The 22,576-nt window shown below is 58.4% G+C and carries 12 protein-coding genes; 2 read left to right on the top strand and 10 right to left on the bottom strand.

Going from position 1 to position 22,576, the window contains the following annotated elements; all coding sequences use genetic code 11:
* Positions 1-8 precede the first annotated feature (8 nt).
* The 10 genes from E9954_RS20875 to E9954_RS20835 all read right to left on the bottom strand — a co-directional run bounded on the left by E9954_RS20875 (position 9) and on the right by E9954_RS20835 (position 18,979).
* The gene (locus E9954_RS20875; RefSeq protein WP_168442468.1) at positions 9-2,591 is read right to left on the bottom strand and encodes an alpha-amylase family protein; all 2,583 of its coding nucleotides are present in this window, start codon (positions 2,589-2,591) and stop codon (positions 9-11) included.
* A gap of 80 nt (positions 2,592-2,671) precedes the next feature.
* Positions 2,672-4,954, bottom strand: a complete 2,283-nt coding sequence (locus E9954_RS32675; protein ID WP_168442467.1) for a hypothetical protein — start codon at positions 4,952-4,954, stop codon at positions 2,672-2,674.
* 890 nt (positions 4,955-5,844) lie between these two features.
* Positions 5,845-6,345, bottom strand: a complete 501-nt coding sequence (locus E9954_RS20870) for a transposase (protein WP_168442466.1) — start codon at positions 6,343-6,345, stop codon at positions 5,845-5,847.
* 213 nt (positions 6,346-6,558) lie between these two features.
* On the bottom strand, positions 6,559-10,614 hold the full coding sequence (locus E9954_RS20865; protein ID WP_136081202.1) for a sialate O-acetylesterase: 4,056 nt from the start codon (positions 10,612-10,614) through the stop codon (positions 6,559-6,561).
* Between the two features lie 393 nt (positions 10,615-11,007).
* Positions 11,008-12,666, bottom strand: coding sequence for a PEP-CTERM sorting domain-containing protein (locus E9954_RS20860; protein WP_168442465.1), 1,659 nt, complete (start codon positions 12,664-12,666; stop codon positions 11,008-11,010).
* Positions 12,667-12,790: 124 nt separating this feature from the next.
* Positions 12,791-14,263: a hypothetical protein gene (locus E9954_RS20855; RefSeq protein ID WP_136081200.1), complete on the bottom strand. Its 1,473-nt coding sequence runs from the start codon at positions 14,261-14,263 to the stop codon at positions 12,791-12,793.
* 546 nt (positions 14,264-14,809) lie between these two features.
* Complete coding sequence (locus E9954_RS20850) at positions 14,810-16,828, bottom strand: serine/threonine protein kinase (RefSeq protein ID WP_136081199.1); 2,019 nt, start codon at positions 16,826-16,828, stop codon at positions 14,810-14,812.
* Positions 16,825-17,433 carry an RNA polymerase sigma factor gene (locus E9954_RS20845; RefSeq protein ID WP_136081198.1) on the bottom strand — a complete coding sequence of 203 codons (609 nt, stop codon included), beginning with the start codon at positions 17,431-17,433 and terminating at the stop codon, positions 16,825-16,827. Before E9954_RS20845 ends, E9954_RS20850 begins: the two co-directional genes overlap by 4 nt.
* A gap of 110 nt (positions 17,434-17,543) precedes the next feature.
* Positions 17,544-18,230, bottom strand: a complete 687-nt coding sequence (locus E9954_RS20840) for a DUF4230 domain-containing protein (RefSeq protein ID WP_136081197.1) — start codon at positions 18,228-18,230, stop codon at positions 17,544-17,546.
* Positions 18,227-18,979: an endonuclease/exonuclease/phosphatase family protein gene (locus tag E9954_RS20835; protein ID WP_136081196.1), complete on the bottom strand. Its 753-nt coding sequence runs from the start codon at positions 18,977-18,979 to the stop codon at positions 18,227-18,229. The genes E9954_RS20840 and E9954_RS20835 overlap by 4 nt, the downstream gene beginning before the upstream one ends.
* 93 nt (positions 18,980-19,072) lie before the next feature.
* Here E9954_RS20835 and cls point away from each other — a divergent pair, with 93 nt between their 5' ends.
* Together cls and E9954_RS20825 are read left to right on the top strand one after the other, a co-directional pair.
* Positions 19,073-20,560: a cardiolipin synthase gene (gene cls, locus E9954_RS20830; RefSeq protein ID WP_168442464.1), complete on the top strand. Its 1,488-nt coding sequence runs from the start codon at positions 19,073-19,075 to the stop codon at positions 20,558-20,560.
* Positions 20,561-20,933: 373 nt separating this feature from the next.
* Positions 20,934-22,247, top strand: a complete 1,314-nt coding sequence (locus E9954_RS20825; protein WP_168442463.1) for a tetratricopeptide repeat protein — start codon at positions 20,934-20,936, stop codon at positions 22,245-22,247.
* Positions 22,248-22,576 lie beyond the last annotated feature (329 nt).

Raw genomic sequence — 22,576 nt, 5'->3', positions numbered from 1 at the left:
TTACATTTTCATGAATCCTGAAGCGGTTTGCCGGTACGCTTATATTTCATGAACAGGAAATCCGCCGGGTCGTTGATCTCAAGATTAACCGCACCGGAGGCATCCACCGGCAGACTTCCTGCCTTCCCGGTCCGGAGATTCACCACCCGGATCGGTACACCAGCATCGACACCCCGAAGGTTAACCTGTTTTGAACGCTCCTGGTTTTCCCGCTCGCGGAAGATCAGCAGATAGCCTTCGTCGGAGCCGGGCGCCAACCATTGGAACCCGCTCCAGGCGGCGTTGTCCGGCTCGTCGCCGATGGCAAAGACAAAACGATTGTAGAGTTCCCGCTGATTCTGCCGATAGAGCCCAACCAGCTCGCGCACCTCCTTGCGGGCATCGCCTTCATAATGGTAGGTCGTCTGGAAAAAAGTGGGAATGCCCATGAGGCCCAGCGCCACTTCGTAGGCGTGGCCATGCAGGTGCGCATCGCTCTTTTGTTTATTCACCCGCGCGAAATTCTGGATGGGCAGCTCGAACTTGTTGAGGTTGACGTATGTTGAAAGCTCGCGGTTTTCACGCAGCATCAAGGTCGGCTTCGGAACGGTGTTCGACGGATTGTTGGGCTTGCGGTTGGAAAGCCAAACGCAGCCGAAATCGCGCGCCCAGAAATAGCCGAAGCGCGGCGCGTTTTCCGTCACGTCCACCGCCATGCGGGCCTTGTGGCCGGTGTAGAGCAAGAAGGTGCGCAGTTTGTTCCAATGCCCGTAGAGGTCGCTGTAGTTGCCGATATGCGCGAAGTCGTATTTCCAGGTCACGAACCCGCCGTCGTCATAGTTGCGCTTCAAATCATCGAGTTCGGCATAGGCCGCCGTCCAGAGCCCGAGCTTGAGGTTTTGCTTGGCGGCGGCCTGGCGCACGTTTTCCCAGCCATCCGGATACCAGTCTTCGCGCACATGCCAGGCCCGCGCCTTGTTCGGCGGCCTCTGGCGGCCGCACTGCCACCCGTCGTCGATCTGCAGAATATCGATCCCCAGATCCGCCACCGACTTGATTTCCTTGAGCACTTCCTTTTCGGCGGCCATGGACATGGATTCCTCGCCACTGTTGCCGCTGCCCCAGGTGTTGGCTTTCACGAAGACATCGCGCTGCGGATCGACCGGATAGCGCGCGCGGTCGAACTGCTTCATGGCCAGCTCGCGGGCGAATTGCGTATTTTCCGGATAGAGCAGCGTCCAGCTTGCCCAGCACCAGCGGTATTCATCCGGCCGCAAATAGGGCGCCGACAACGCGGAACCGGTATTATGCAGGCCCGCCGCATCCGAAATGAATCCGCCCGTATCGACCCCGGAGCGGTTGACGCACTTGTGCGATTCCTTCACCCAGGCCATGCCGCCCTGCCCCTTTTCGGCAAACAGCACGCTCGCCCAATCCACGGAGGAGCCGTCCACGGGTTCCTCGCGAACCATGTGATGCTGCGGCGTGTGGCGATGCTGCGTGTCGTTGTAGTAGCCAAAGGCTGTCAGCCCGCTTCCAACCACGGGAAGAAAATCGACGCGGTTTCCACTGGCCTCCTTCATTTCAGGGGCCAGGGTTGTCTTGCCTCCGCAATCCAGGTAGGCCGCCAGATGATACCCTTCGGGAGCAATGGTTTCGAGGTGCTCGATCCGTTCCCGGTTTCCGGCCAGCTGCAACCCTTCCGGAGCGCCCCCCTCTTCATAGACCCAAAGTTCAGACAGGTTGGCATTCACGCCCTGCTCCTTTTGCACCTTCACCCGCACCATGTCACCCACCCGGACTTCCGGCGGAATATTGAACGCCGCGTCTCCGGGCAGGGCCTTGTCGCGGAAGGCCGGCAACGCCGTGGGCGGAACCACCTGCACCAGGCTTTCGCCATCCATGCTCGCAACCTTCACGGATTGCGTGCGGCGCTTCCCGCCGCCGGTATCCCACCACGACAGCATGGCCTTGTAGTTGCGGTCGTGCTTCATGCCCTCGATCTTCAGCTCAACCTCTTTTCCATGATAGAGGTTCGAGGTATGGTAGGCCGGCGCCGCCGCGCTCTCCGGCATGCTTTCGGGAATTTGATGGGGCTTCCCCGAAACCACGCCGATCGCCACGCCGTCCTTCGCCGCGCGGACGGCATCGACCGCCTTAGGTTCGCCCTTCAGCCAAATCTGGGTGCGCACGCCCGGCGCATCGGGATAGGCCCAAACGACATACTTCAGCCATACGCCCGTTTGCGGATATTCCATCTCCGCCACCACTTCCAAATGCCTGGAGGTGAAGCCTTCGTCGTCCGACTCCCTCGCAGTGAGCGAAACGAGCCTCGCATCTCCTTCGATCAACCCCGGGAAGCGCCAGTCGGCCTCCCCGGCGGCTTCTTCAACCCATTCGTTCCCCGAGCGCAGATCGCGGAGTCCGGCCGTGGCCAAACCGCGCCCTGTCCATTTCCAGCGCCGCTCCACTTTTCCGGAAGAAACAACCAGTTCATCGCCGGAAGTTTTCACGGAAGCACGGCCGTACGACCGTTCCAAGGGCTGGAAATCCGCGCCGTGCGAAACGGATAGGGTCAAGGCGATGGCTAAAAAGATATGAAGTCGCAGCATGTTGATTCTCTCTTGCTCTGAAAACAATGGGTCGGGAATCGCAGCATGCCTATTCCCGACCCACGATTGAATATGAAACCCTACTCTTGTTCTACGAATATACCTAGGAAATCGCTCGTTCCATCCATTGGGATTCCGTTGGTGACCGTGTCGTAGGTGCCATCGATGGTTCCGGTTCCAAGCACCATGACCCCGCTGGTTGTCCAGGTTCCGACCACCAGGTTGTCGGTGGTTTCGGCCGAAATGGAAACCCCGCTGTTGGTATCGGAGCGGAACCCATAGGCGCAGGTGAGCCAATTCGTGGTTCCATCCACCAGCACCTTGCCGACGGGCGCGTGGCCCTGAACCGCGGCGTTGGTTGGATCGCCGCCAAAGGCGTATTCCTGGATGTTGCTGTAGCGGTCCGCATCCGGATCGGCGTCTGCCGCGGCGGCATCGCCGATCAAGCCGTAGCCGAGCGTCCATGTGCCGAAGGGGGAATAGTCGCCGGCCGCAACCGTCAACAAAACGCTTCCGCCGGAAACGGACAGCGAGCCGGTGGCCCCCTTGCTGCCGACGGCCCCGGCGAGGTCGGCCGGATCCAAGGTGCCGGAAACGGCCGAAGCGGTCATCACCGTGTATACCCCGTCGACGAGCCCATAGTTGTCGCCAAAGGTAAAGTCGGCCATGCCCAAGCCATCGAGGGTGATGGTGCCGCTCTCCGCGAGGATACGGTCGTTCACGGTCTCGTCGAAGGTAATCTGGATTCCGCCGGCATTGTCGGCGCAAATCGCCGACAGGTCGAGATCGCCCCGGAAGTTGAGGCTGCCGACCCAATAGCCCGGAGCAATGGCGGAGCCGGAATTCAACACGACATCGTTGATCCAACCGCTGCCGCCAATCTTTCCGCCGGCGTTGACCGTAACCAACCCAAGGTTCGGATCATCGCTGTTCCACTGCACAAAGCCCTCGTTGATGGTGAGCGATGCAAGGCCTGTGGTATATGCCGAGGCCCGCAGAAACGCCTGGCGTGCGCTTCCCTCCTTAACGAGATCGATCAAGCCCGTTCCCGTGATGTTTCCTCCGTACTGTTTATCGGATGTCACGTTCAGGGTAAGGGTGGAGTTGGTCGTGGAATCGTTGTTGATCAGCTTGGTGTTGGTTCCGGACGAGGTCAGCCCGCCAAGCGTCTGGTCGAATCCGTTCATCAGCAAGGCGGAAGTTCCGCCGCCCGTACCGCCGATGGAAACCACCGTACCGGCGGGCAGCAGGTCGGAAGCGCCTAGAAGAACCGAACCTTTGGTAAAGGTGGTGTTCCCCTCGTAATCGTGTGCGGCAGTCAAGGTGAGTACATTGGCACCACGATCAGTCACGCCGATCGTAAGGCCGCCGGTTCCCGTAATCGGACTGCCGAGGGTCATGGCATGGGCCGGAATGATGACCCCGCCGCCATCCAGCGTGATTCCACGATTCGGATTCATCGTATCCAACATGTTGGCGATTTCAATGATCCCGCCGTCCTTTAGGATAATGTTGTCCGGGTCAAATGTTGCCGGAACGGCGCCGAGCACATCGTCGGTACCATTTAACTGCAAACTCGTAACCGCGGCTGCGCCATCCGACATGACGCCCCCGCCAAATGAATTCAAAGGATTGTTAATGCGCAGAAATGCAACGGAGGAACCTCCGCCCGAATAGACCAGTCTTCCTGAGCCGCTCACAATACCGTCAAGGAAACTTGCTCGGGTGAATCGCGTATCGAACGTCACTTCGCCCGAGCCCAGCTCCCAGTTGTTGGCATAGGTTTGGTTCGAGTTGCGTTCGTTGATGAATTTGGATCCGCCCGCCATTTTAACCAGGTCGAATTCACCGACACTTCGCTGATTGCCTCTCATCACGGCGGCCTGGAAATCAAGCGTGGAACCCGAAACGTCCCACAACCCCGTGGTGGCATCGTTCGGCCGTTCGCCGGCATTGAACTCCCCGGCGCCGATGACCGTCAGCGTATTGCCGCTGGCCATGCTCAAATGCGTGTCGGGAGTGGTGTTCACCAGATGCAACGTATTCGTTCCGAGATCCCACGTTGGGCTGCCGACCAGCGTCAGATGCGTATCATCGACGATCGCCTGGATATCCACCGAACCCACCCCGTCAACCAACGTCAGGTTGCCGACCGCCACTCCGGAATCCAGTTGAACAAAAGCGGCGCCGGCACCGAATACGGCATCCGAACCGTTGCCCCATGCGGAACCGCCATCCCAGTTGGCCGCAACCGTATCCCACGTTCCGGTGGCGCCCCCGCTCCAGGTCTGTTGCGCTTTTGCAGAGGCCGCAGAAAGCACCCCGATCGCCGTCGTTATTACCAGTATGTTCATCCTATTCATTGTTTCTCCTCGTCCTGTTATGGGTTCAGCACCGGGAATCAACCGCCGGACAACGTTCGTTTCCCGCCAGACATTGCCTTAACACCGGGAATCCGGGAATCGGGACGCGGGAATGCAAAAAAAACGGGGCACAGGAAATGCTCGTGATTGCATGCGGGCTCTGCGTGCGCACCGCTCCACCGATAAGCCACCGCGTAGCGGCGGCTTTACCGGTACAGCCTGCACTTTGTGCTGGCTCCCGCACGCACCGCTCCACCGATAAGCCACCGCGTAGCGGCGGCTTTACCGGTACAGCCTGCACTTTGTGCTGGCTCCCGCACGCACCGCTCCACCGATAAGCCACCGCGTAGCGGCGGCTTTACCGGTACAGCCTGCACTACGTGCTGGCTCCCGCACGCACCGCTCCACCGACAAGCCACCGCGTAGCGGCGGCTTTACCGGAACAGCCTGCACTACGTGCTGGCTCCCGCACGCACCGCTCCACCGATAAGCCACCGCGTAGCGGCGGCTTTACCGGTACAGCCTGCACTACGTGCTGGCTCCCGCACGCACCGCTCCACCGACAAGCCACCGCGTAGCGGCGGCTTTACCGGAACAGCCTGCACTACGTGCTGGCTCCCGCACGCACCGCTCCACCGACAAGCCACCGCGTAGCGGCGGCTTTACCGGAACAGCCTGCACTACGTGCTGGCTCCCGCACGCACCGCTCCACCGACAAGCCACCGCGTAGCGGCGGCTTTACCGGTACAGCCTGCACTACGTGCTGGCTCCCGTACGCACCGCTCCACCGACAAGCCACCGCGTAGCGGCGGCTTTACCGGTACAGCCTGCACTACGTGCTGGCTCCCGTCCGCACCGCTCCAACGATAAGCCACCGCGTAGCGGCGGCTTTACTCGAGACAATACCGCACCGACCCATCGATTACAGTCCAGTCCCACTCTGACCAGTTCGACACCATCCCGGCCTTGACCGGGTTGTTCGCAATGTATCGAACCGTGCCCTCAAACTTTTCGCGATTGCGGATCCAATGATCAAAATCCTCTCTCGCCCAAAAAGCACCGCTTCGCCCAAGAACCTTATTGGCCTCGCGCGCGGTATAATTCTTGAAACGGGCAACATCCCCCAGCATTTCCGCAGTGCGTCCATCTTCGTTGCGTATGAGAAGATGCACATGGTTTGGCATCAACACCCCGGCATACACGATCCAACCTCTGCCGCGCAACCAATTCAGGCTTTCCCAAACAACCGAAGTAATGTCCGACTGTGCCAACCAACGCACATCCGAAATCGAATCGAGGATTCGTTCAACGGTTGCAAACTGTTTTTTCGCCAACTCCATGGCTTCTGCTTCATCGACTTGATTGCGTTGCTCACGGAATTGCTCTTTCACCTGCCTAGGCAAGGTTCCTTTCAATCGAAGCGTTACAAAATATGAATGATCGGCCACCAGCCAATGCGGCAAGTTCCGGCGCGTATACTTCAAAGTGCATGGCTTGTCCATTACGCATAGGATAAGAACGACGGAACGGAGAGTAAAGCCTGCACTACGTGCTGGCTTCCGTTCGCACCGTCCCGCCGCAGAAGCCACCGCGTAGCGGCGGCTCTACTTGATTAGCACGCCGGAATCATTGATCTTTATCCGGAAAAACATGTGCTCGCTCAATTCGGCAGGCACGTCAAGCGTCCACTCGGAAGCCGTCCGGCTCGACTCAACGCCGGGATGGCTGGCCGAGGCGGCGGCGTACCAGGTTTCCAGGTCGAACGAATAATCCATCTCCAACCCGTCGTCGGTCACGGAAGGATCCAGCGCCACGGAAACCTGCGCCGACGTGGCATCGACGACGGGGCCGTTGAACGGTTGCGGGTCGATGGCTTCGGGCGAGCTGCCGAGAAAATATTCCAGCCCGTTGGACAAGCCGTCGCCTTCCGGGTCGGCGTGGATGCCCGCCGTGCTGGTGGTCGTTCCGCCGAACCAGGTTTCCTGCCAAAGCGAAAACGGGGTGCGGGCGGCCGTCAGCGATACGTTGTCGAAATCCAGATAGGTATCGCCGCCATCCACCTTGACGATGCGGATCGACAGCGGCTGGTTGACGGCAACGCTGTTGCCCGAAACAAAGGGAATTGAAACCGTCGTGAAGGCATCGGCCACCAGATCGGATGCGGAGACGGTCGCCGAGGCAACCGCTTCGCCGTTGGCCAGCATCTCGATCCGCGCATTGCCGAAGGTTCCCGTCTTCCGAAGGCCCAGCGCAACGGACAACGTATAGCCGGTATCGGGCACCACCCTCGTGCGGAGGGTCTGCAGGAAATGGTTACCCGCACTGCCCCCTTCAAGGAAAGCCACATGGTCGGCCTCGGAGTAGGCCGAGCTATCGGGATGGTAGTAGCCGTCCGTCCCATCGGAGGCGGCGGTTCCGGCGGCATCGAGAATCCGCCAGCCGATCACCTGCGGCGAGGCCGCCGACGTGTCGGAGACCGAGGCCACATGCACCGCGCCTTCGGCCAGCGGCGTATTCGACTCCAAACCCGCATTGTCCACCGTGGGCGCCGGGTTTCCGGTCAGGATGTCCGCCCACAGCTGCGCGTGCGCCAGCAACCCGGCGGCGTTGAAATGGTTGAGATCGTTCAGCATGCCCATCAAATGGAGATCGTCGGTGCCGGCTCCGAACCAGACGTTTTCGTCGGCATGGATGACGGCGCGCTGAGCGGCGTTGATCGGCATTCCTTTCAGCAGGTTGCTGCCGCTCAGGCGCGACACCTCGGCGACATACCAAGGAATATTCCAACCCGCATCGGTGCGGGTCTGGGCAATGATTGACGCTAGGCGATCGCGGTAGGTTGCAAACGCCGTTCCCGCCCCGGAGTCGGCCTCGCCCTGATGCCACAGGATGGCGCGGAATCCGTTCGCCGGAAATGATTCGACCGCAGGCCGAACCCGCTCGTCGTAGTAGGTGCTGCCCGGAATCCATTGGATCACCTTGGTGCTTCCCACGCCGACGGACAGGAAGCCGATCGGTACATTCTCCGAAGCCGCCAGCAGGTCGCCGAGGCGCGACCACGGCGAGCCTCCGCTGCCGCTGGCGATCGGCTGCGGATCGGCGGCGTGCTGCCAAAGCATGTTGTCGAGACTCATGCGGGCCACCACCCGATCGTCGTCCGGCGTCAACGCCGGGGCGCCGTGGTTGGCTGAGTTGGATTGGCCAAACGTGATGTAGATGTCGCCCACCCCAACCTTTTCCAACACCGCCGCCGGGCCGGGCGCGCCTTGAATCACGGAACGAACCTCCAGCCGATACCACCCGCCTGCGGCAATATTCGTCAGCGCACCGTTGAAAACGCCGTTGGACGGCGCGACCGCAATGGTCGACCATGCGGAACCGGTTCCGGAATTAGCCCCCGCCATCACGACGGTGCGGGCCTCCACAACATCCGGCGGGATGGTGTAGGTTCCGGACACCTCTATGGTTCCGCGATTGCCCGCATCGCGCTGAACGATATGGCGGGAAGAAGGCGACGCAATCGCGACCCGACGCCCCGTCAGCAGATCGGCCATACTGCGGCCCAAGGTCACCTGCCCCTGCCAGCTCAAATGAATGTCGTCCCAGTCGCGGTAGCCATCGACCATCTGCTCGTTGGTGCTCATGCCGTCGGTATCGGCAGGAACGGTCGCCGTGTTGGGAAAACCATTCGTCTGGGTTTCATCCAGTCCCAGCTGCGTCGCCTTTACGGTTTCATAGCCCGGAAAAACATCCGCCAAATCCGCTCGGATCTGGGGAAAGACTTCGCCGAGAACAAAACGAATACCGTCGTCCCCCGCATCGGCCGCAAACTGTTCGCGGATACGGGAGATAAAATTGCGCATGTTGGTGTCGTACTGCGTGGAGGAATTAACCTGCTCGCCAAAAATATTCGTATAGGTTTCCGATTTGGCATCGGCCTCGCCCTGCTGCCAGACCATGCCCTGGATAGCGGGCTCGAATCCATGCGCACGCAGCTCGGCCAACCCGTTGGTGACGGTATCGACCAGCAGCGAAAAATGTTCGCCCCAGTTGGCGACATCGGCGCTGTTGGTTCCCGGCGCGAAATGGTCATAGAGGTTCCGCCCGTCCTGCGCATGCTTGATGAACGCCATCTGCGTGCCGTTGGGATTAAGCTCCAACAGGCGATCGCCCAACCCGATTTCGGGGCCATGGTTGACCGCGTTGTAGACGGGCATCTGGGCGAGCGTTCCCAGCGTCTTCGCGGGAGAATTGGCGGCCACGTTCGCGGAATGGTAGGTCAGGATTTCCGGGAACTCGATTTGCTGCCCCGCGGCCCGGGCGGCGGCGACTTCCCCGTAGCCGCCCATATTCGACTGCCCGCTCAACAGATAGACATCCACCCCGGCATCGGCCACCACCTGGATTCCACAGATTGCCGCGCGGGCGCCGTCGGCCGTGCCGCCCGCAATGGTGAAGTTGGAATTAGTCAGCCCGGTAAAGACCGCATAGTTTGCCGTGGAAGACGCCGCTCCTGCGGTGTTTCCTTTGGCCCGCCGGAAGGTGCCGCTGAAAAAGCCGGACTCTTCGGTTCCCCAAAAGGTTTGGTTTCCCAGCGTGAAAAAGTGGGTGCGATCCGCCACCCCGGCATCGATATCGAAATAGACGATCACGGAATAGCCGGCCTCGGTGAACGCCGGCGGAAGGTTGCTGACGGCCACGCCTTCGGATCCGCTCACCAGACCATAGGCGCGGTAGAGCCGATCGTTCGCCGAGCCCGTTCCCCCGGTGCCGCTGTTCAGGTGCCCGAAGGTGGTCGTCACCGAGGCGGTGGTCTCCTCCCCCGCATCATCGAGCAGGTTGACGGAGGTCTGCCCCCCTGAAGAACTCGGCGCCTCGTTCCAGGCATTGGAACGCTCGAAGCCTGCGATTTCGCCGCTGGCAATCGTCTTGTCCGCTTCGCCGTTGGTAAAGTTGATCGAGATGGATTTCCGTGGTTTCAACGTGGTGACGGGCGCGCCGGTTCCGCCGCCCAACACGGCAAGGTTGTCGATGGCCATGGCTTGCAGCGTGTTGACGGCATCGCTCACGAACAGACGAAACGTGGCCGACTCGCCGTTGGCCAGCGTGGTATCGGCGAGCGCGGCGAGCGACCAGTCTACATCGTAATAGTCGCTGACGGTTCCGTTGCGCAGGGCGTTGATCCCGCTGATGGAATTGATCTCCACCTCGGTTGCCCCGAGGTCGCCGCCGAAATAGCGAAGCGAAAGGTTGGTCGGGGCGTTGGCGCTGATCCCATCGAAATCGAAGGCAATGCTGCCGAGCGCCAGGTCGGCCCCGGTATGGTTGGCCACCGTGAAGAACAAGCTTTCCTCGCCGGGATTGGTGCGCATGGCCATTACACCGTCGGTGGACGTGCTCCCTGTATCGGCCGAGGTGCCGAACGTGCCGTCGGTCGAGCCCCAGTTATAGCGGTTGCCCGCCGCGCAATAGAGCCCGCCGTCCACGCCATTGAGCGAAGTATCCGGCGCCTTTTGCGCCGCCGATGTTTTATACAGACCGTTCGCGCCCGATGGATTGAAGTCGTGCCACCCGGCAATCACCTCTGATTCGGCCGAGGAGTTCCCGGCGATGAATCCAAGCAGCATCGAACAACAGACCGTTTTGAGTATCGTTTGCATAGTACCTTTTCCCGCACCCCACGTAAAAATGCAGCCGCGTAGCGGCGGCACTACTTCTTTAATGACGCTCCCCGCCCCAAGGGTCGGGGTATCTTCACATTGCCATGTGCGCTGAAAGCGCTACACATTTTAGCCTTGGGCAAAGCCCAAGGTTCCCTTTGGTTCCTAGACATTTGCCCTGAAGGGGCAACACAATTAGCCGTGTATTTGTGTTGCCCCTTCAGGGCAAATCATCCCCATCATTTGTTCCCATGGCGTTGCCATGGGCTAAACTGTGTAGTGCTTTCAGCACAGCTCCTCAATAATACGCCCCAGAAGGGCGGGGAAATAGCCCCGCCTTTCATCAAACCGTCCACAAAGCTCGGGCGGCTTTTCACGCGATTAAATGAAGATCTAAACCATGAACACGCGGCGGATCCAGATGAGGCCGCCGCCCATGGCAACCAGCATGCCCAGTGTTCCCGGCTCCGGGACGACTGTCAGCGTTCCATCGACCAGTAGGTTGCTGGTGTCGAAACTCATCCCGCCGCCAAGGTCGGTGCCGCTGATGCCGTCGAAACCACCCGAAAAACCGCCCCAGTTTTCAAAGACCGTGAAGGTATCGTTCAGCGCAGCAGTGTAGCCTGTGGTGTCGAGCACGAGCGTGCCGCCCGCAGTCAGCGTGTCGCCACCGTCGTTGAGCAGCACATCGTACAACCCGGCATCGGTTCCGGTGATTTCAAGCGTCAAGGTTGCGGTGGACTCCAGCGTCAGGGCATCGTTGAGGGTCAGTGTTCCGGGGCTGTTGCCCGGCATCAGGTTGCCGGCCACCGTAGTGGCACCGTTGAGGATGCCGGAACCACTGAGTGTACCGTTAATTCCGACATTAACCGTACCGCTATTTCCGCTACCGCCGACGTTCCAAACCAGTTCGCCACCTTCGACCGAGAGCGTATCAAGAGCCGAGGTATGTCCACTGGCCCGCTGGATGACCTGCGTTCCATCTCCCGTCTTCACCAGATTAATCACGCCCGCGCCATTAAAGTTGGCGGAGTAGGTAAAACTATTGCCCGCTTCAACATCAACGGTGAGCGTGGAGGTTGTGACGGCGGCGTTATTCCGAATTTCGCGGGTGTTTCCAATGTCATTGGAAATGCCCCGGGTGGATTGGTCATGACCATTCATATTCAAATAACTGTTCTTTCCTGACACACCCCCGAGGACCAAGACCGAGCTGGACAGACCATGGTCGGCATTCAGTTGAACCACCGCCTCGGCAATCCGATTCGTACCGGCGGTGTAGGCTGCGGAATTATTCAGGTAGACCAGCCGATTCCCGCTGGTGGGAGTGGCCATATCAATTACAAACTCGTCAGCATATCCGGACACCGTTCCATTCACGGTTATGTTTCCGTTATTCGCCCAGTTGTTCTGGAACGTGATGGTTCCGCCGCCGAACTCCCAGTTGTTGTTGAACGTCTGGTGTGCGTTACGCTGATTGATAAACGTTGAATTGGCTCCCAGTTTCACGAGCGCAAATTCGCCAATGCTGCGCTGATTGCCGATGAGTACATCGGCCTGAAAGTCGAGCGTCGCTCCATTGACGTCCCAGAGGCCGGTCGTCCCGTCATTGGGTCGCTCTCCGGTATTGAAGGTTCCACCTCCGGTTACCGTCAATGTTTCTCCACTGGTCATGCTCAGACGGGTATCAGGAGTCGTGTTGACCATATGCAGGGTATTTCCACCCAGGTTCCAGGTTGAGCTCCCGGCTACGGTCAATGCCGTATCGTCCACCGCTGATTGGATATTAACCGTCCCGGCTCCTTCGGCAATACTCAGGTCGTGAACCACAACCCCCGTTCCCAGCGTCACGTTGTAGCTTCCTGTTCCGAAAAAGGCATCCGAGCCGTTGACCCAGGTTGCCCCCGTCATCCAGTTCCCCGTTGCCAAATCCCAGGTTCCGGCCCCGCCGTCGCTGATGGAATTTCCATCCGGATCCCATGTCTGGGTTTGGGCCTGCGCCAACAGGCCTCCTGCCAGCAACGATGCCACCAACACGATTTGTTTCCTCATTCCTGTTTCTCCTTTTCCTTGATGTTCAGACCGTGGAAACCCCGGAAACCGGGACAAAAGCCCCGGACATGGGTTTCCGTATGCCGCCTTAACACCAGGCAACGGGAGAAGAGGACGTGTAAGTTTAAAAAAATCCGATGTGGATAAATTTATGGGTTTGATCCAATGGAACGGCGGCCTCGATGGTTTCCACATCGTTGGAAGATTCCACCACGGTTTCAGTCACCCCGTTGGTGGCCCAGGTTCCGGAAACAAGCGAGGAACTCCAAAGCGCCCGGGCAGCGGCATGGTCGGTGATTCGACGATCGAACGTCACCACAAACCCCGGATCACGAACCATTGACTCCATCGGTGGCGCATCGGCCACCAGCGGATCGCAGACGAGCAGCCATTCCTGATAGTTCGTCCAGCGATCTCCATCGGGATTGCCGCCGGCCGACGCATCCGTTGCATCGGGCGCGCCGGCAAATGCCGAGTTTGCCCACAGGGCATAGGGAGCCACTCCGGCATGCCACTGTTCCCACGAGTCCATGATGGCACTGTTTTCAGACAGGTTGCTTCCGTTGGAGTAGTGGAGGATGGTGCGCCCGCCATATTCCGGAGGGCGCAGGAACGGCCCGAAAAACGTGCTGCTCCAGCCATATTGCTGAAAGACCTTCCAGATTGCGGTGGCTTTGGTCGTTGTATTGAGAATGTCGGCCCGCAGTCCATCGCCCGCGTCCCCGGCGAATACCAGCTCCCGGCCCAGCCCATGGACTTCCGAAAACCCGGAGGTGTCCCGGAAATGGTTCTCCCAATCCACCAAGGTGGTTCCGTTGGTTGGCTCCCCTTCCTGATACCACTTAAAGGAATAGGCATAGTCCAGACAGCGCGCATTCATCTGCTGTGGGAAATCCATGCCGTCGGACGATGCCTTGACGCCCTTGAACTGCGAACCGTACCCCTTCCCGTGGATGAAGACCGAACGCAATTGAACCGCGGCTCCGCCGATCCGGCCGGCAAGTTCATCCAACGCCCCCAGCACCCCGTTGTGCCGGGCGTCCCACAATGCCGTGGACGAGGGCGCGCCATGCAAGGGCGTATTTTCATCAAACCGGAACCCGGCCACCTGATCGGAAAAACCGGCATCATCCAGCGCCGCATAGGCATGGGCAATATCCTTCGCCCATCCCTCCTGATTGGCCGCCAGATGCAGGTTCCATTTTCGGCGGCTCAAAATCAGATTGAAATGGATTCCTCCCCGATCCCTGATTTTCCGTACAAACTCGACCAACGCCGTCTGGTTGCTCATGACCGAGTTTTCAGGCACCGGAACAACCATGCTATTGACCATCATCTGATCCAGTTTCATGACGATTCGAGAGGCCGAAACACCAAAGGTGAGATCATCGAAAACAGGGACCCCCTGATCCGCCATGCCGGTTTTGAACTCAACGCCGGTCATGCCCGATAGATTTATTCGACCGACGGCTGCGACCGCATCTGCGGAACAGATGGACACGCCCAAGAGACAAAGAAGAACACGGATGCGGAACTTTTGCACCGTTCCGGCATCCGCAACCAACCCGACCGCTATTCTTTCAACGTTCCGCTTCATCTACCTTTTCTGTCCTCGCCGACGAATTGCTCCAACCCCATTGTTCAAGTATCCGGTCATAGCGGGGCCAACCCACTCGTCCAAAACCTGAACCCGCAGGGACGCCCGTGTGATACCATCCACAAAAACTTCCCGGCACAAACTACTGGATACGTTGCCCATCATTCAGGGTGATATGTTTTAGAGAATGGCATGGGAGCTTTAACACCAGGCACGGGAAAAGAGTGACGCCGAAGGGAAAGAAAAATGACGCTCCCCGACCCAAGGGCCGGAGTATCTTCATAATGCCTTTTGCGCTGAAAGCGCTACACATTTTAGCCTTGGGCAAAGCCCAAGGTTCCCGTTGAACCCTGACATTTGCCCTGAAGGGGCAACACAATTAGCCGTGCATTTGTGTTGCCCCTTCAGGGCAAATCATCCCCATCATTTGTTCCCATGGCGTTGCCATGGGCTAAACTGTGTAGTGCCTTCAGCACAGCTCCTCAATAATGCGCCCCTGAGGGGCGGGAAATTAGACCCTTCTTTGATTAATTCCGCACTTCGTCGCTAGCGCTCGACCACCTTCAGCGTTTGGGGCAGTTCGGCAAGCTGCCTGCGGGAAAACCGGTTTTTGGATACAACCAGGGTTTCCAGCGAAGAAAACAGACCGATGGGGCTTAAATCGTCCACCGCCGTATCCCGCATATCGAGCGATTGGATCGGGAGGGTTTTGATTTCGTTGAGATCCTTCAGCCCGGTTCCCTGCACCTCCAGGTGGTTCACATCGAGGAAGCGGATCGGACTCTCGCCCGAGGTGTTTTCGGAGATGAGTGCAAACTTTACCAGATGCTCCCCGGTCATCTTGAGGTGGCCGCCGCGCGGATCATATTCGAACCGTCCATCGGTCCATTCTTTATTCCAACCGCGCAACACCGCCCCCACCACTTGGTCGTATTCGAGAAGACCCTCCCGCGTGGCGTGGTCGTAGACCAAGATTTTTTCCAGCAATGGCTTGCGGTCTTTCCTATGCGCCGCCAACTCGTTGATCAACTCAACCAGCTGCCCGATCGTCAAGAGCGTTCCCGTTTTGAGCACCTCGTACTTGCGGCTGATCGGCATCAGATCCTCGAAGACCGGATTTTGGGGATCGAAATATTCATTGGCGGACGCAAAGTCCTGCATGATGAAATAGGTGTAGCCAATCTGCGATGAAACATTCGCCTCGTCTTCATCCGACAACAGGAACTTCAGCCGCTGCATCGAAAGCTCCAATGCCAGGACGGGGTCGGAATAGATCAGGGAACGCGCCAACTCCTGCGATTCCACCTTCAGGTCCCCGGAGAGGCTGCCCAGCAGCCGGGTATAGCGGACCAGCTCATCGCGGTAGCGCCGCGAAGCCTCCTCCGCCTTGTGGCGCTGGGCCGTCGTGCGCTCGTTCGACCGATTGATTTCCACAATGTTGTTCTGGAGTTTGACAATGAACAGCGATGTCGTTAGCACAACAACCCCCATCGCCGCGACCCCGACCAGGCACGCCGGCCGGTTGCGCTTATAAAACAGGCTGGCTTCCTTTAGAAACCCCGCATTCTCCGCGGTGGTCGCAAAACCCGAGAGATAGTTTTTCACATCGTCGCGCAGCTCCGCCACGGAGGCGTAGCGGTCGGAAGGACTCAGCGCCAGCGCTTTCATGGTGACGGCATTCAGCCCTTTGGGAATGGATTTGTTCGGAAATGCGCTCATTGGAGAAACGATCTTCCCCGCCAGCGTTTGCTTGCGGATCTCCTCGGCCGTCCCTGCGAAGGGCGGCTTCTGGGTGAGGATCGCATAAAGCAGGCAACCCAGTGCATAGACGTCGGTTCCACAGGTCTTGATGCCGCCTTTTTCAAACTGTTCCGGCGCCATGTAGCCGGGCGTGCCTTTAAGTTCCCCGGAGAGGGTCATGTTGTTGAGCAAGTCGGGATTGAAAAGAATTTCGTCGAACTCGATTCCCTCGCTTTCATCCGACCCGATGATTTTCCCCAAGCCCCAATCGCAGATAAACACTTCGCCAAACCGGCCGACCTGGATGTTTTCCGGCTTCAGGTCGAGGTGCAGGACCTTCTGGGAGTGGGCATAGGAAATGGCGTCGCAAAGCTTGATGTAGATTTCAAGCAACTGCTCATGCGGCATTTTGCTCTTCCGCAGGATATCGGCCAGCGAATCGCCCCGCTTTAAATCCATGGTGAAGAAAGGACGTCCATCCGGCAGAAGCCCGGTGTCGTGCACTGAAATAATGTTGGGATGCTCCAGCAAGGAGGTGAGCCGGGCTTCGCGAAGAAAGGGTTCGTATAGTTCCAGCGGGGCATTGGCGCGAAGCTCGGCCATCGCGACCTGCCGCCCGGTTTTCGTATCGAATACACGGCTGATTTTCTTCATGCCACCCCGCGCCAACACCCGCGCATCGACATAGCGGTCGCCAAAGCTTCGCAGCTCGGAATAGATCGCCCCCACGAACTCCTCCGCCGATTCCCCCTCATCATCATAGAGCGAGTAAAGCTTCCCGGCCATATCGTCAAGTCTATCGTCGTTGGAAGGTTTTGCGCTCATTCCGGCTCCAATTCCTCGCGCAGGAACCGGATTTCCTTAACCAGGCGCTCCTTGATCCGATTCCTCAGCTTGACGACCGAGTTGGGTTTCACCCCGAGATGCTCGGCAATCTGCGCCGTGCTCTTGCCATCGATGCTCATGGAAAACGCTTCGATCGCCCGTTCGGAAAAGAGGGATGAAATATTCTTCAGTGCCAGCCGGGTGATGTATACCATCCACTCCTTTTCAATGATCTTTTCCACGTCCGGCTCGGTAATGACCGAAAGACTCTCCGCGGTTTCATCTTCCAGGGCTTCCGTATGCTTTCGATTACGACGTTGCGTTGCACGGATGTGGTTGAGCACCTGGTTGCGGATCAAGCGGCTCAACCAGGTTCGGAACCGCGACCGATCCTCGTCATAGATATAAGCGGGCAGGTTTTTCCATATCTTAATCAGGATGTCCTGCGTCAGGTCATCGAAATCGCCGGAATAGAGGTTCATCTGCCGCAGAACCATCACGATAAAATCGTGGTAGTACTTCACGAATTCCTCCCAGGCCGCATCGTCGTCCTGGTTCTTTGCCCGCATCAACAGCGTCTGTCTGGTCTGCCATTCATTACCCATAGGTCTGGCAAGCTAGCAAACGGCTTCGCCCGTGTCGCGCCAATTCAGGCCACCGGAAAGCCAAGCACCCATTGAGGGAATCCAGCAACCCGCCTCTATGGCAGCAGCCCCTAGGAGGCGATTTTTTCGGAGACGGCGACTTCGATTTCGGGCGCCGACTTGGTGGAGAAGTTGAATTCGATATCGGTTGCGCCAAAGGCCCGGCTGATGGATTCGAGCGTGGTCTTGGCCGACTTCTGGACTTCGGACTGGATATTGTTGATGAGTTCCAGCGCTTGCTTCTGGGCGTGGCCTTTGGCGGCATCGACGAGTTTGTTCTTGTCCTCTTCGGAAAATCCGCCACTGATGAATCCGTTCAGCAGGTCGGGCAGCAACCAGGGCAGCAATTTGGTGCCCTGTTCGTCGTAGAACCGGATATCGCGGATGTGCACCTCGTAGTCGCAGGGCGGCATGGTCACCGAATAGGAATCCTCGCCCCGCTCCTTGATCTCGAACAACGGGCTCTGGAGGTTGTAGCGGAAGTCGATCTCGAACTCGAAGATCATGGCCATCTTCTTGCCACTGAGCACCCAACCCAGATAGCGGTTGCCAAACTCGCCCCAGGTATGGTCGGTTTCGGTCACGATCTCTTTCGTCAGCACCTTGTAGACCGAAAGCTGCCCGATCGCCTTGAGTTGCTGAATGCTTGAGAAAACCCGGATCTCCTTGGCCGGTTTGCTCTTCTTTGCCTTCAGCCAAATCCAGACCGCTCCCACGAGCACCAGCGTGGCCGCCATTCCAATTAGAAACCCATTCATTGATTCACCTCGTTTGCATCAGTGTCGATAATATCGAAATCCACCACAAGCGGCAAATGGTCTGAAAGCTCAACCCGGGGCATCTCGAATTTGTTGATCTTTATTTTGGGGCTGTGAAGGATGAAGTCGAGGTGCTTGCGCGGATTTTTGCTGGGATAGGAGGGCTGGAGCGATGGATCCGCATTCTGCAACCCGCTTGCGGCCTGCAGCAGCTGCAGCTCCTTCTCGCCGAGGAAGGCGTTGAAGTCGCCCGCCAGGATATAGGGGCGGTTGGTCGCCTTGATCATATGGTAGAGGTGCAGGAGCTGATCCTGCCGCACCTTGTAGCTCAGGGCCAAATGAACGAGAAAGAAGGTAACTTTCTCCAGCTCCAGCTCGATCACCAGCTTTTTCATCCCCCGTTCGAAATAGTGGTATTTCTCGTTCTGGATCGTATCCTTGGCCAGGAACGCGTTCCCCTGCTTGTTGTAGATGGGGATGGACTGCCACCTGGAATCGGACGCGTATTTGGAGCGGTAGGAATGGAAGTGGCCCAGCTTTTCGGCAATCTCCTCCACCTGGCTCTTGCGTTGCGAGCGGTAGGATCCGCTATCCACCTCGATCAGCCCCACCACGTCGGGATTGAGTTCGCCAATGAAATCGATGATTTCGTCCAGATGGTTGCTCGTGCGGCCCAGCATTCCCAGCAGGGGTAGTTTTTTCTGGTTCCCGTGGGTTCCATAGCAAATGTTGTACAGCAAGAATTTCATCCCATGAATGGTAGCCCCTTCCCTCAGGATGGCAATACCGGGAAGCCCACTTTTCACTGTTATTTAAAACCCGCCCCCATTAGCATGCATTCCATGGAACCAGCGACTCACGATCTCACATTCTGGGTGGTCATCAGCACCGGGCTGCACATCGTCGCCTTCATCGGCGTCACGTTGCATGCGCTGAAACGCCGGCGCAATGCCAGCGCCACCGTCCTCTGGATCTTTGTGGCATGGTCGCTCCCCCTGTTCGGCCCCCTGCTCTACCTTTCGTTCGGCATCGACCGTGTTCCGCTCAAGGGCCTTGCAAAAAAGGCGGCCAACCAACTGATGCAGCTCCAGCGGAACAAGCAGCATGAGGAGGCGGGCCAAGGGCACCTGGGCTTCCGCGCCCTCCCCGGTAAACTTTCCAACCAACAGAGTCGCGAGCTGAACCAATCGATCGACGAGCTCAATCCCGATCATCCGCTACTGGACTGCAACCACATCACCCCGTTGGTCGGCGGCGACGAGGCCTATCCGCTCATGCTCCAGGCCATTCGCTCCGCCAAGAACCATATCCACATGCAAAGCTTCATTTTCAACCGCGACGACACCGGCCGGAAATTCCTCGAAGCCCTGAAGGCCAAGGCCGAGGAGGGCGTGCAAGTCCGGCTCATGTTCGATACGTTCGGCTCAACCCATGCCTACCTCGGCGGCATGTTCCGCAAATACCGCACCGTCCAGAAGCTGGAAATCTGCGGATGGACCCAGGCCAACCCCCTCAAACGCCAGTTCCAGATCAACCTGCGCAACCATCGGAAAAACCTGGTGGTCGATGGCAAGGTCGCCTTTTTCGGAGGGGTGAACATTGCCGGTGAAAACATCACTTCAAAAGGTCGCAAAGCCATCCGCGACTACCACTTCAAGGTCGAAGGCCCGCTCGTGCATGAGTTGCAATATTCCTTCCTGAGCGATTGGTTCTTCATGACGGAGGATTCCATCGAAAACCTGCTGCAATCCCCGCACTTCCCGAAAGCCCAGGCCTGCGGTTCCGCAATGGCGCGCATCATCGACAGCGGCCCCTCCGCCCCCCCCGAACTCGTGGGCGAGGCCTTCTTCAACGCCATCGTGCTGGCCAAGACGCAAATCCTCGTCGTCACCCCCTATTTCGTGCCCACCGTCGATATCCTCAAGGCCCTGCGCTCCGCGGCCCGCCGCGGCATCGATGTGCGCATCGTCGTCCCCGAAAAAAACAACCACCGCTATGCCGGACTCGCCTCCAAGGCCCTTTTCGAGGAACTGCTCTCCGCCGGCGTACGCATCTTCCTGCGCAAACCCCCGTTCATCCACGCCAAGGCCATGGTCGTCGACGACGGCATCGCGCTCGTCGGCACCGCCAACCTGGATGTCCGCAGCCTGGAACTCAACTACGAAACCACGGTGCTCTTCGAAGACCAGAACGCCGTCAACAAGCTCAAGCTCATGGTGCTGGAAGACATCTCGCTAAGCACCGAACTCAACCTCAACGAATGGCTCCAGCGCCCCTCCCTGCAAAAGCTCGCCGAAAACCTCGCCGCCCTCATGACCCCCGTGCTGTAGGGGAGTCCCCGGACACACCGCAACGCGGATCCAGCATGTGGTGCGGGTTTGCCTGCCCCACATGGTTGTTTCCCGTTCCGTGTATTCTGTACTACTATCCGTCAATTTCTTGTTTTCCTGGCAATTTTTTTTTACCACCCGCTGCGATAGAGGACTCTGAGGCACAGAGGGTTAGGATGCTCTGTGTCTCTGAGATCTCTGTGGTAAAAAATCCGTGTCTTCGGTGTTCATCTGTAGCTTCAAATAATTTGGTTGCGGCACCGCTGCTCCAGGTATTCCGTGGTTCAAACGGTCTATCACCGGTTTCGGTTTTCCTTTTCCCCTTATCTGGTGTAGCAATACGAACTACGCAGAACGGAATATGGAGACGAACATGGCCGAGGTTAGACTTGAGGATGCGCCGCAGGGCGTCAGGGCTTATTACGACAAGGGGATCGCCGCCATGGAGCGCGGCAACCTCGAATATGCCATGGATATGTTCGAGTTGGCGCTGGGCATCGAACCCCGGTTGCTGCAGGTGCGGAAACTGCTGCGCGCGGCGGCCGTGAAAAAGGCCAAGGCCCACCCTCCCGCAAAACTGGCCGTCGCCAAAGCCATGCCCGGCCTGCTGAAGATTTCATCGCTGATTAAAAAGGATGCCCTTCAAGCCATCGCGGCTTCGGAAAAGCTGCTTCGGATCGATCCGCTCAACCTCAAGTTCGCCAAGGCGCAGTGCGATGCGGCGGAAAGGGCGGGGCTTCCGGAGATCGGCATCCTGACGCTTGGGATCCTGGCCGACAACGCGCCGCCCGCCCTTGCGGTACTGGAGCCCCTGGCAAAATTCTACCGCACGACGGAGCAGTTCGACCTTGAGTATAAATGCCGCGAACAGATCAGCAGGCTCAAACCCACGGATACGGAAGCCCTGAAGGAACTGAAGGATTCCGCCGCCCGGCTGACCATGGGCAAAGCGGGTTGGCAAAAGGCGGAGAGCTATCGCGACGTGATGCGGGAGAATGCGACCGGAACACGGGACGAACGCGAACTGCTCCTCGCCAAGATTGAAGCAGAGCCTGGCAACCTGAACTATCGCACGGCCTTGGCCGACCTGCTGTTGCGGGGCAAGGACTATGAACAAGCCCTCTCCACCCTGGAACAATGCCAGGAACTCGCAGGCGCACCCGATCCGCAGATTGAACAGAAACTGCTGACCGCCAAGGAGCTCCTGCTTTCATCCAGGCTTGCCGAAGCCGAGGATGCGGACGACCGGGAAAAGGTTGCCGAACTCCGGAAACAGCTGGCGGATATGCGCATGGAAAACACCGCGCGCCAAGTGGAGCGCTACCCCAACGACCTCCAACTCAAGTTCGATTTCGGGAAGCTGCTGTTCGAGAGCGGAAGGCACACCGAAGCCATCCAGCAATTCCAACAGGCGCAGCGCAACCCGCAACGGCGCACCCGCGCTTTGCTCTACCTGGCCAAGGCCTTCAAAGCCAAGGAACAACCTGCGATTGCGCGCGAACAGCTGGAAAACGCCCTGGCCGAACTACCGACCCTGGATGAAACGAAAAAGGAAGTCCTCTACGAACTCGGCGAATTGTGCATGGCCTCGGGCGATGCCGACCAGGCGGAACAGTGTTTCCGGCAAATCTATGCCGTCGATATCACCTACCGCGACGTGGCAAAAAAAGTGGAAGGCAACGAATGAACCTTAGTTCGGGGATGGAACCACGGATGAACACGGATGGACCCTGATATTCAAGAAGACACGAAATTAGTATCATCCTCCCGGTGGGTTAGATATCGGTTATGCATATCCCGTTTAGTCCCTCTCTATTCAAATCCTATCATGTTTGCGACGGATTTTTTTACCACTGAGGACACGGAGGCACAGAGGGATGGGGTTCTCTGTGTCTCGGTGCTCTCTAGCGACACGAAGTGAGGCTGGCGCGAAGCGACGGCAGCGAAGCGGCAACCGGGTGGTAAAATTTGGTTCCGGCTCCGCCGGGTTGGGTATCTGATAGGAACTTAGCTTGA

The organism is Pontiella desulfatans (genome assembly GCF_900890425.1).
Taxonomy (GTDB): domain Bacteria; phylum Verrucomicrobiota; class Kiritimatiellia; order Kiritimatiellales; family Pontiellaceae; genus Pontiella; species Pontiella desulfatans.
The sequence above is the reverse complement of the archived record's forward strand: the minus strand, read 5'-3'. Positions and strand labels throughout refer to the sequence as shown.

Coding starts and splice junctions, on each gene's coding strand:
- E9954_RS20875 (WP_168442468.1), bottom strand. CDS start 2,591: ATGCTGCGACTTCATATCTTTTTAGCCATCGCCTTGACCCTATCCGTT.
- E9954_RS32675 (WP_168442467.1), bottom strand. CDS start 4,954: ATGAATAGGATGAACATACTGGTAATAACGACGGCGATCGGGGTGCTT.
- E9954_RS20865 (WP_136081202.1), bottom strand. CDS start 10,614: ATGCAAACGATACTCAAAACGGTCTGTTGTTCGATGCTGCTTGGATTC.
- E9954_RS20860 (WP_168442465.1), bottom strand. CDS start 12,666: ATGAGGAAACAAATCGTGTTGGTGGCATCGTTGCTGGCAGGAGGCCTG.
- E9954_RS20855 (WP_136081200.1), bottom strand. CDS start 14,263: ATGAAGCGGAACGTTGAAAGAATAGCGGTCGGGTTGGTTGCGGATGCC.
- E9954_RS20850 (WP_136081199.1), bottom strand. CDS start 16,828: ATGAGCGCAAAACCTTCCAACGACGATAGACTTGACGATATGGCCGGG.
- E9954_RS20845 (WP_136081198.1), bottom strand. CDS start 17,433: ATGGGTAATGAATGGCAGACCAGACAGACGCTGTTGATGCGGGCAAAG.
- E9954_RS20840 (WP_136081197.1), bottom strand. CDS start 18,230: ATGAATGGGTTTCTAATTGGAATGGCGGCCACGCTGGTGCTCGTGGGA.
- E9954_RS20835 (WP_136081196.1), bottom strand. CDS start 18,979: ATGAAATTCTTGCTGTACAACATTTGCTATGGAACCCACGGGAACCAG.
- cls (WP_168442464.1), top strand. CDS start 19,073: ATGGAACCAGCGACTCACGATCTCACATTCTGGGTGGTCATCAGCACC.
- E9954_RS20825 (WP_168442463.1), top strand. CDS start 20,934: ATGGCCGAGGTTAGACTTGAGGATGCGCCGCAGGGCGTCAGGGCTTAT.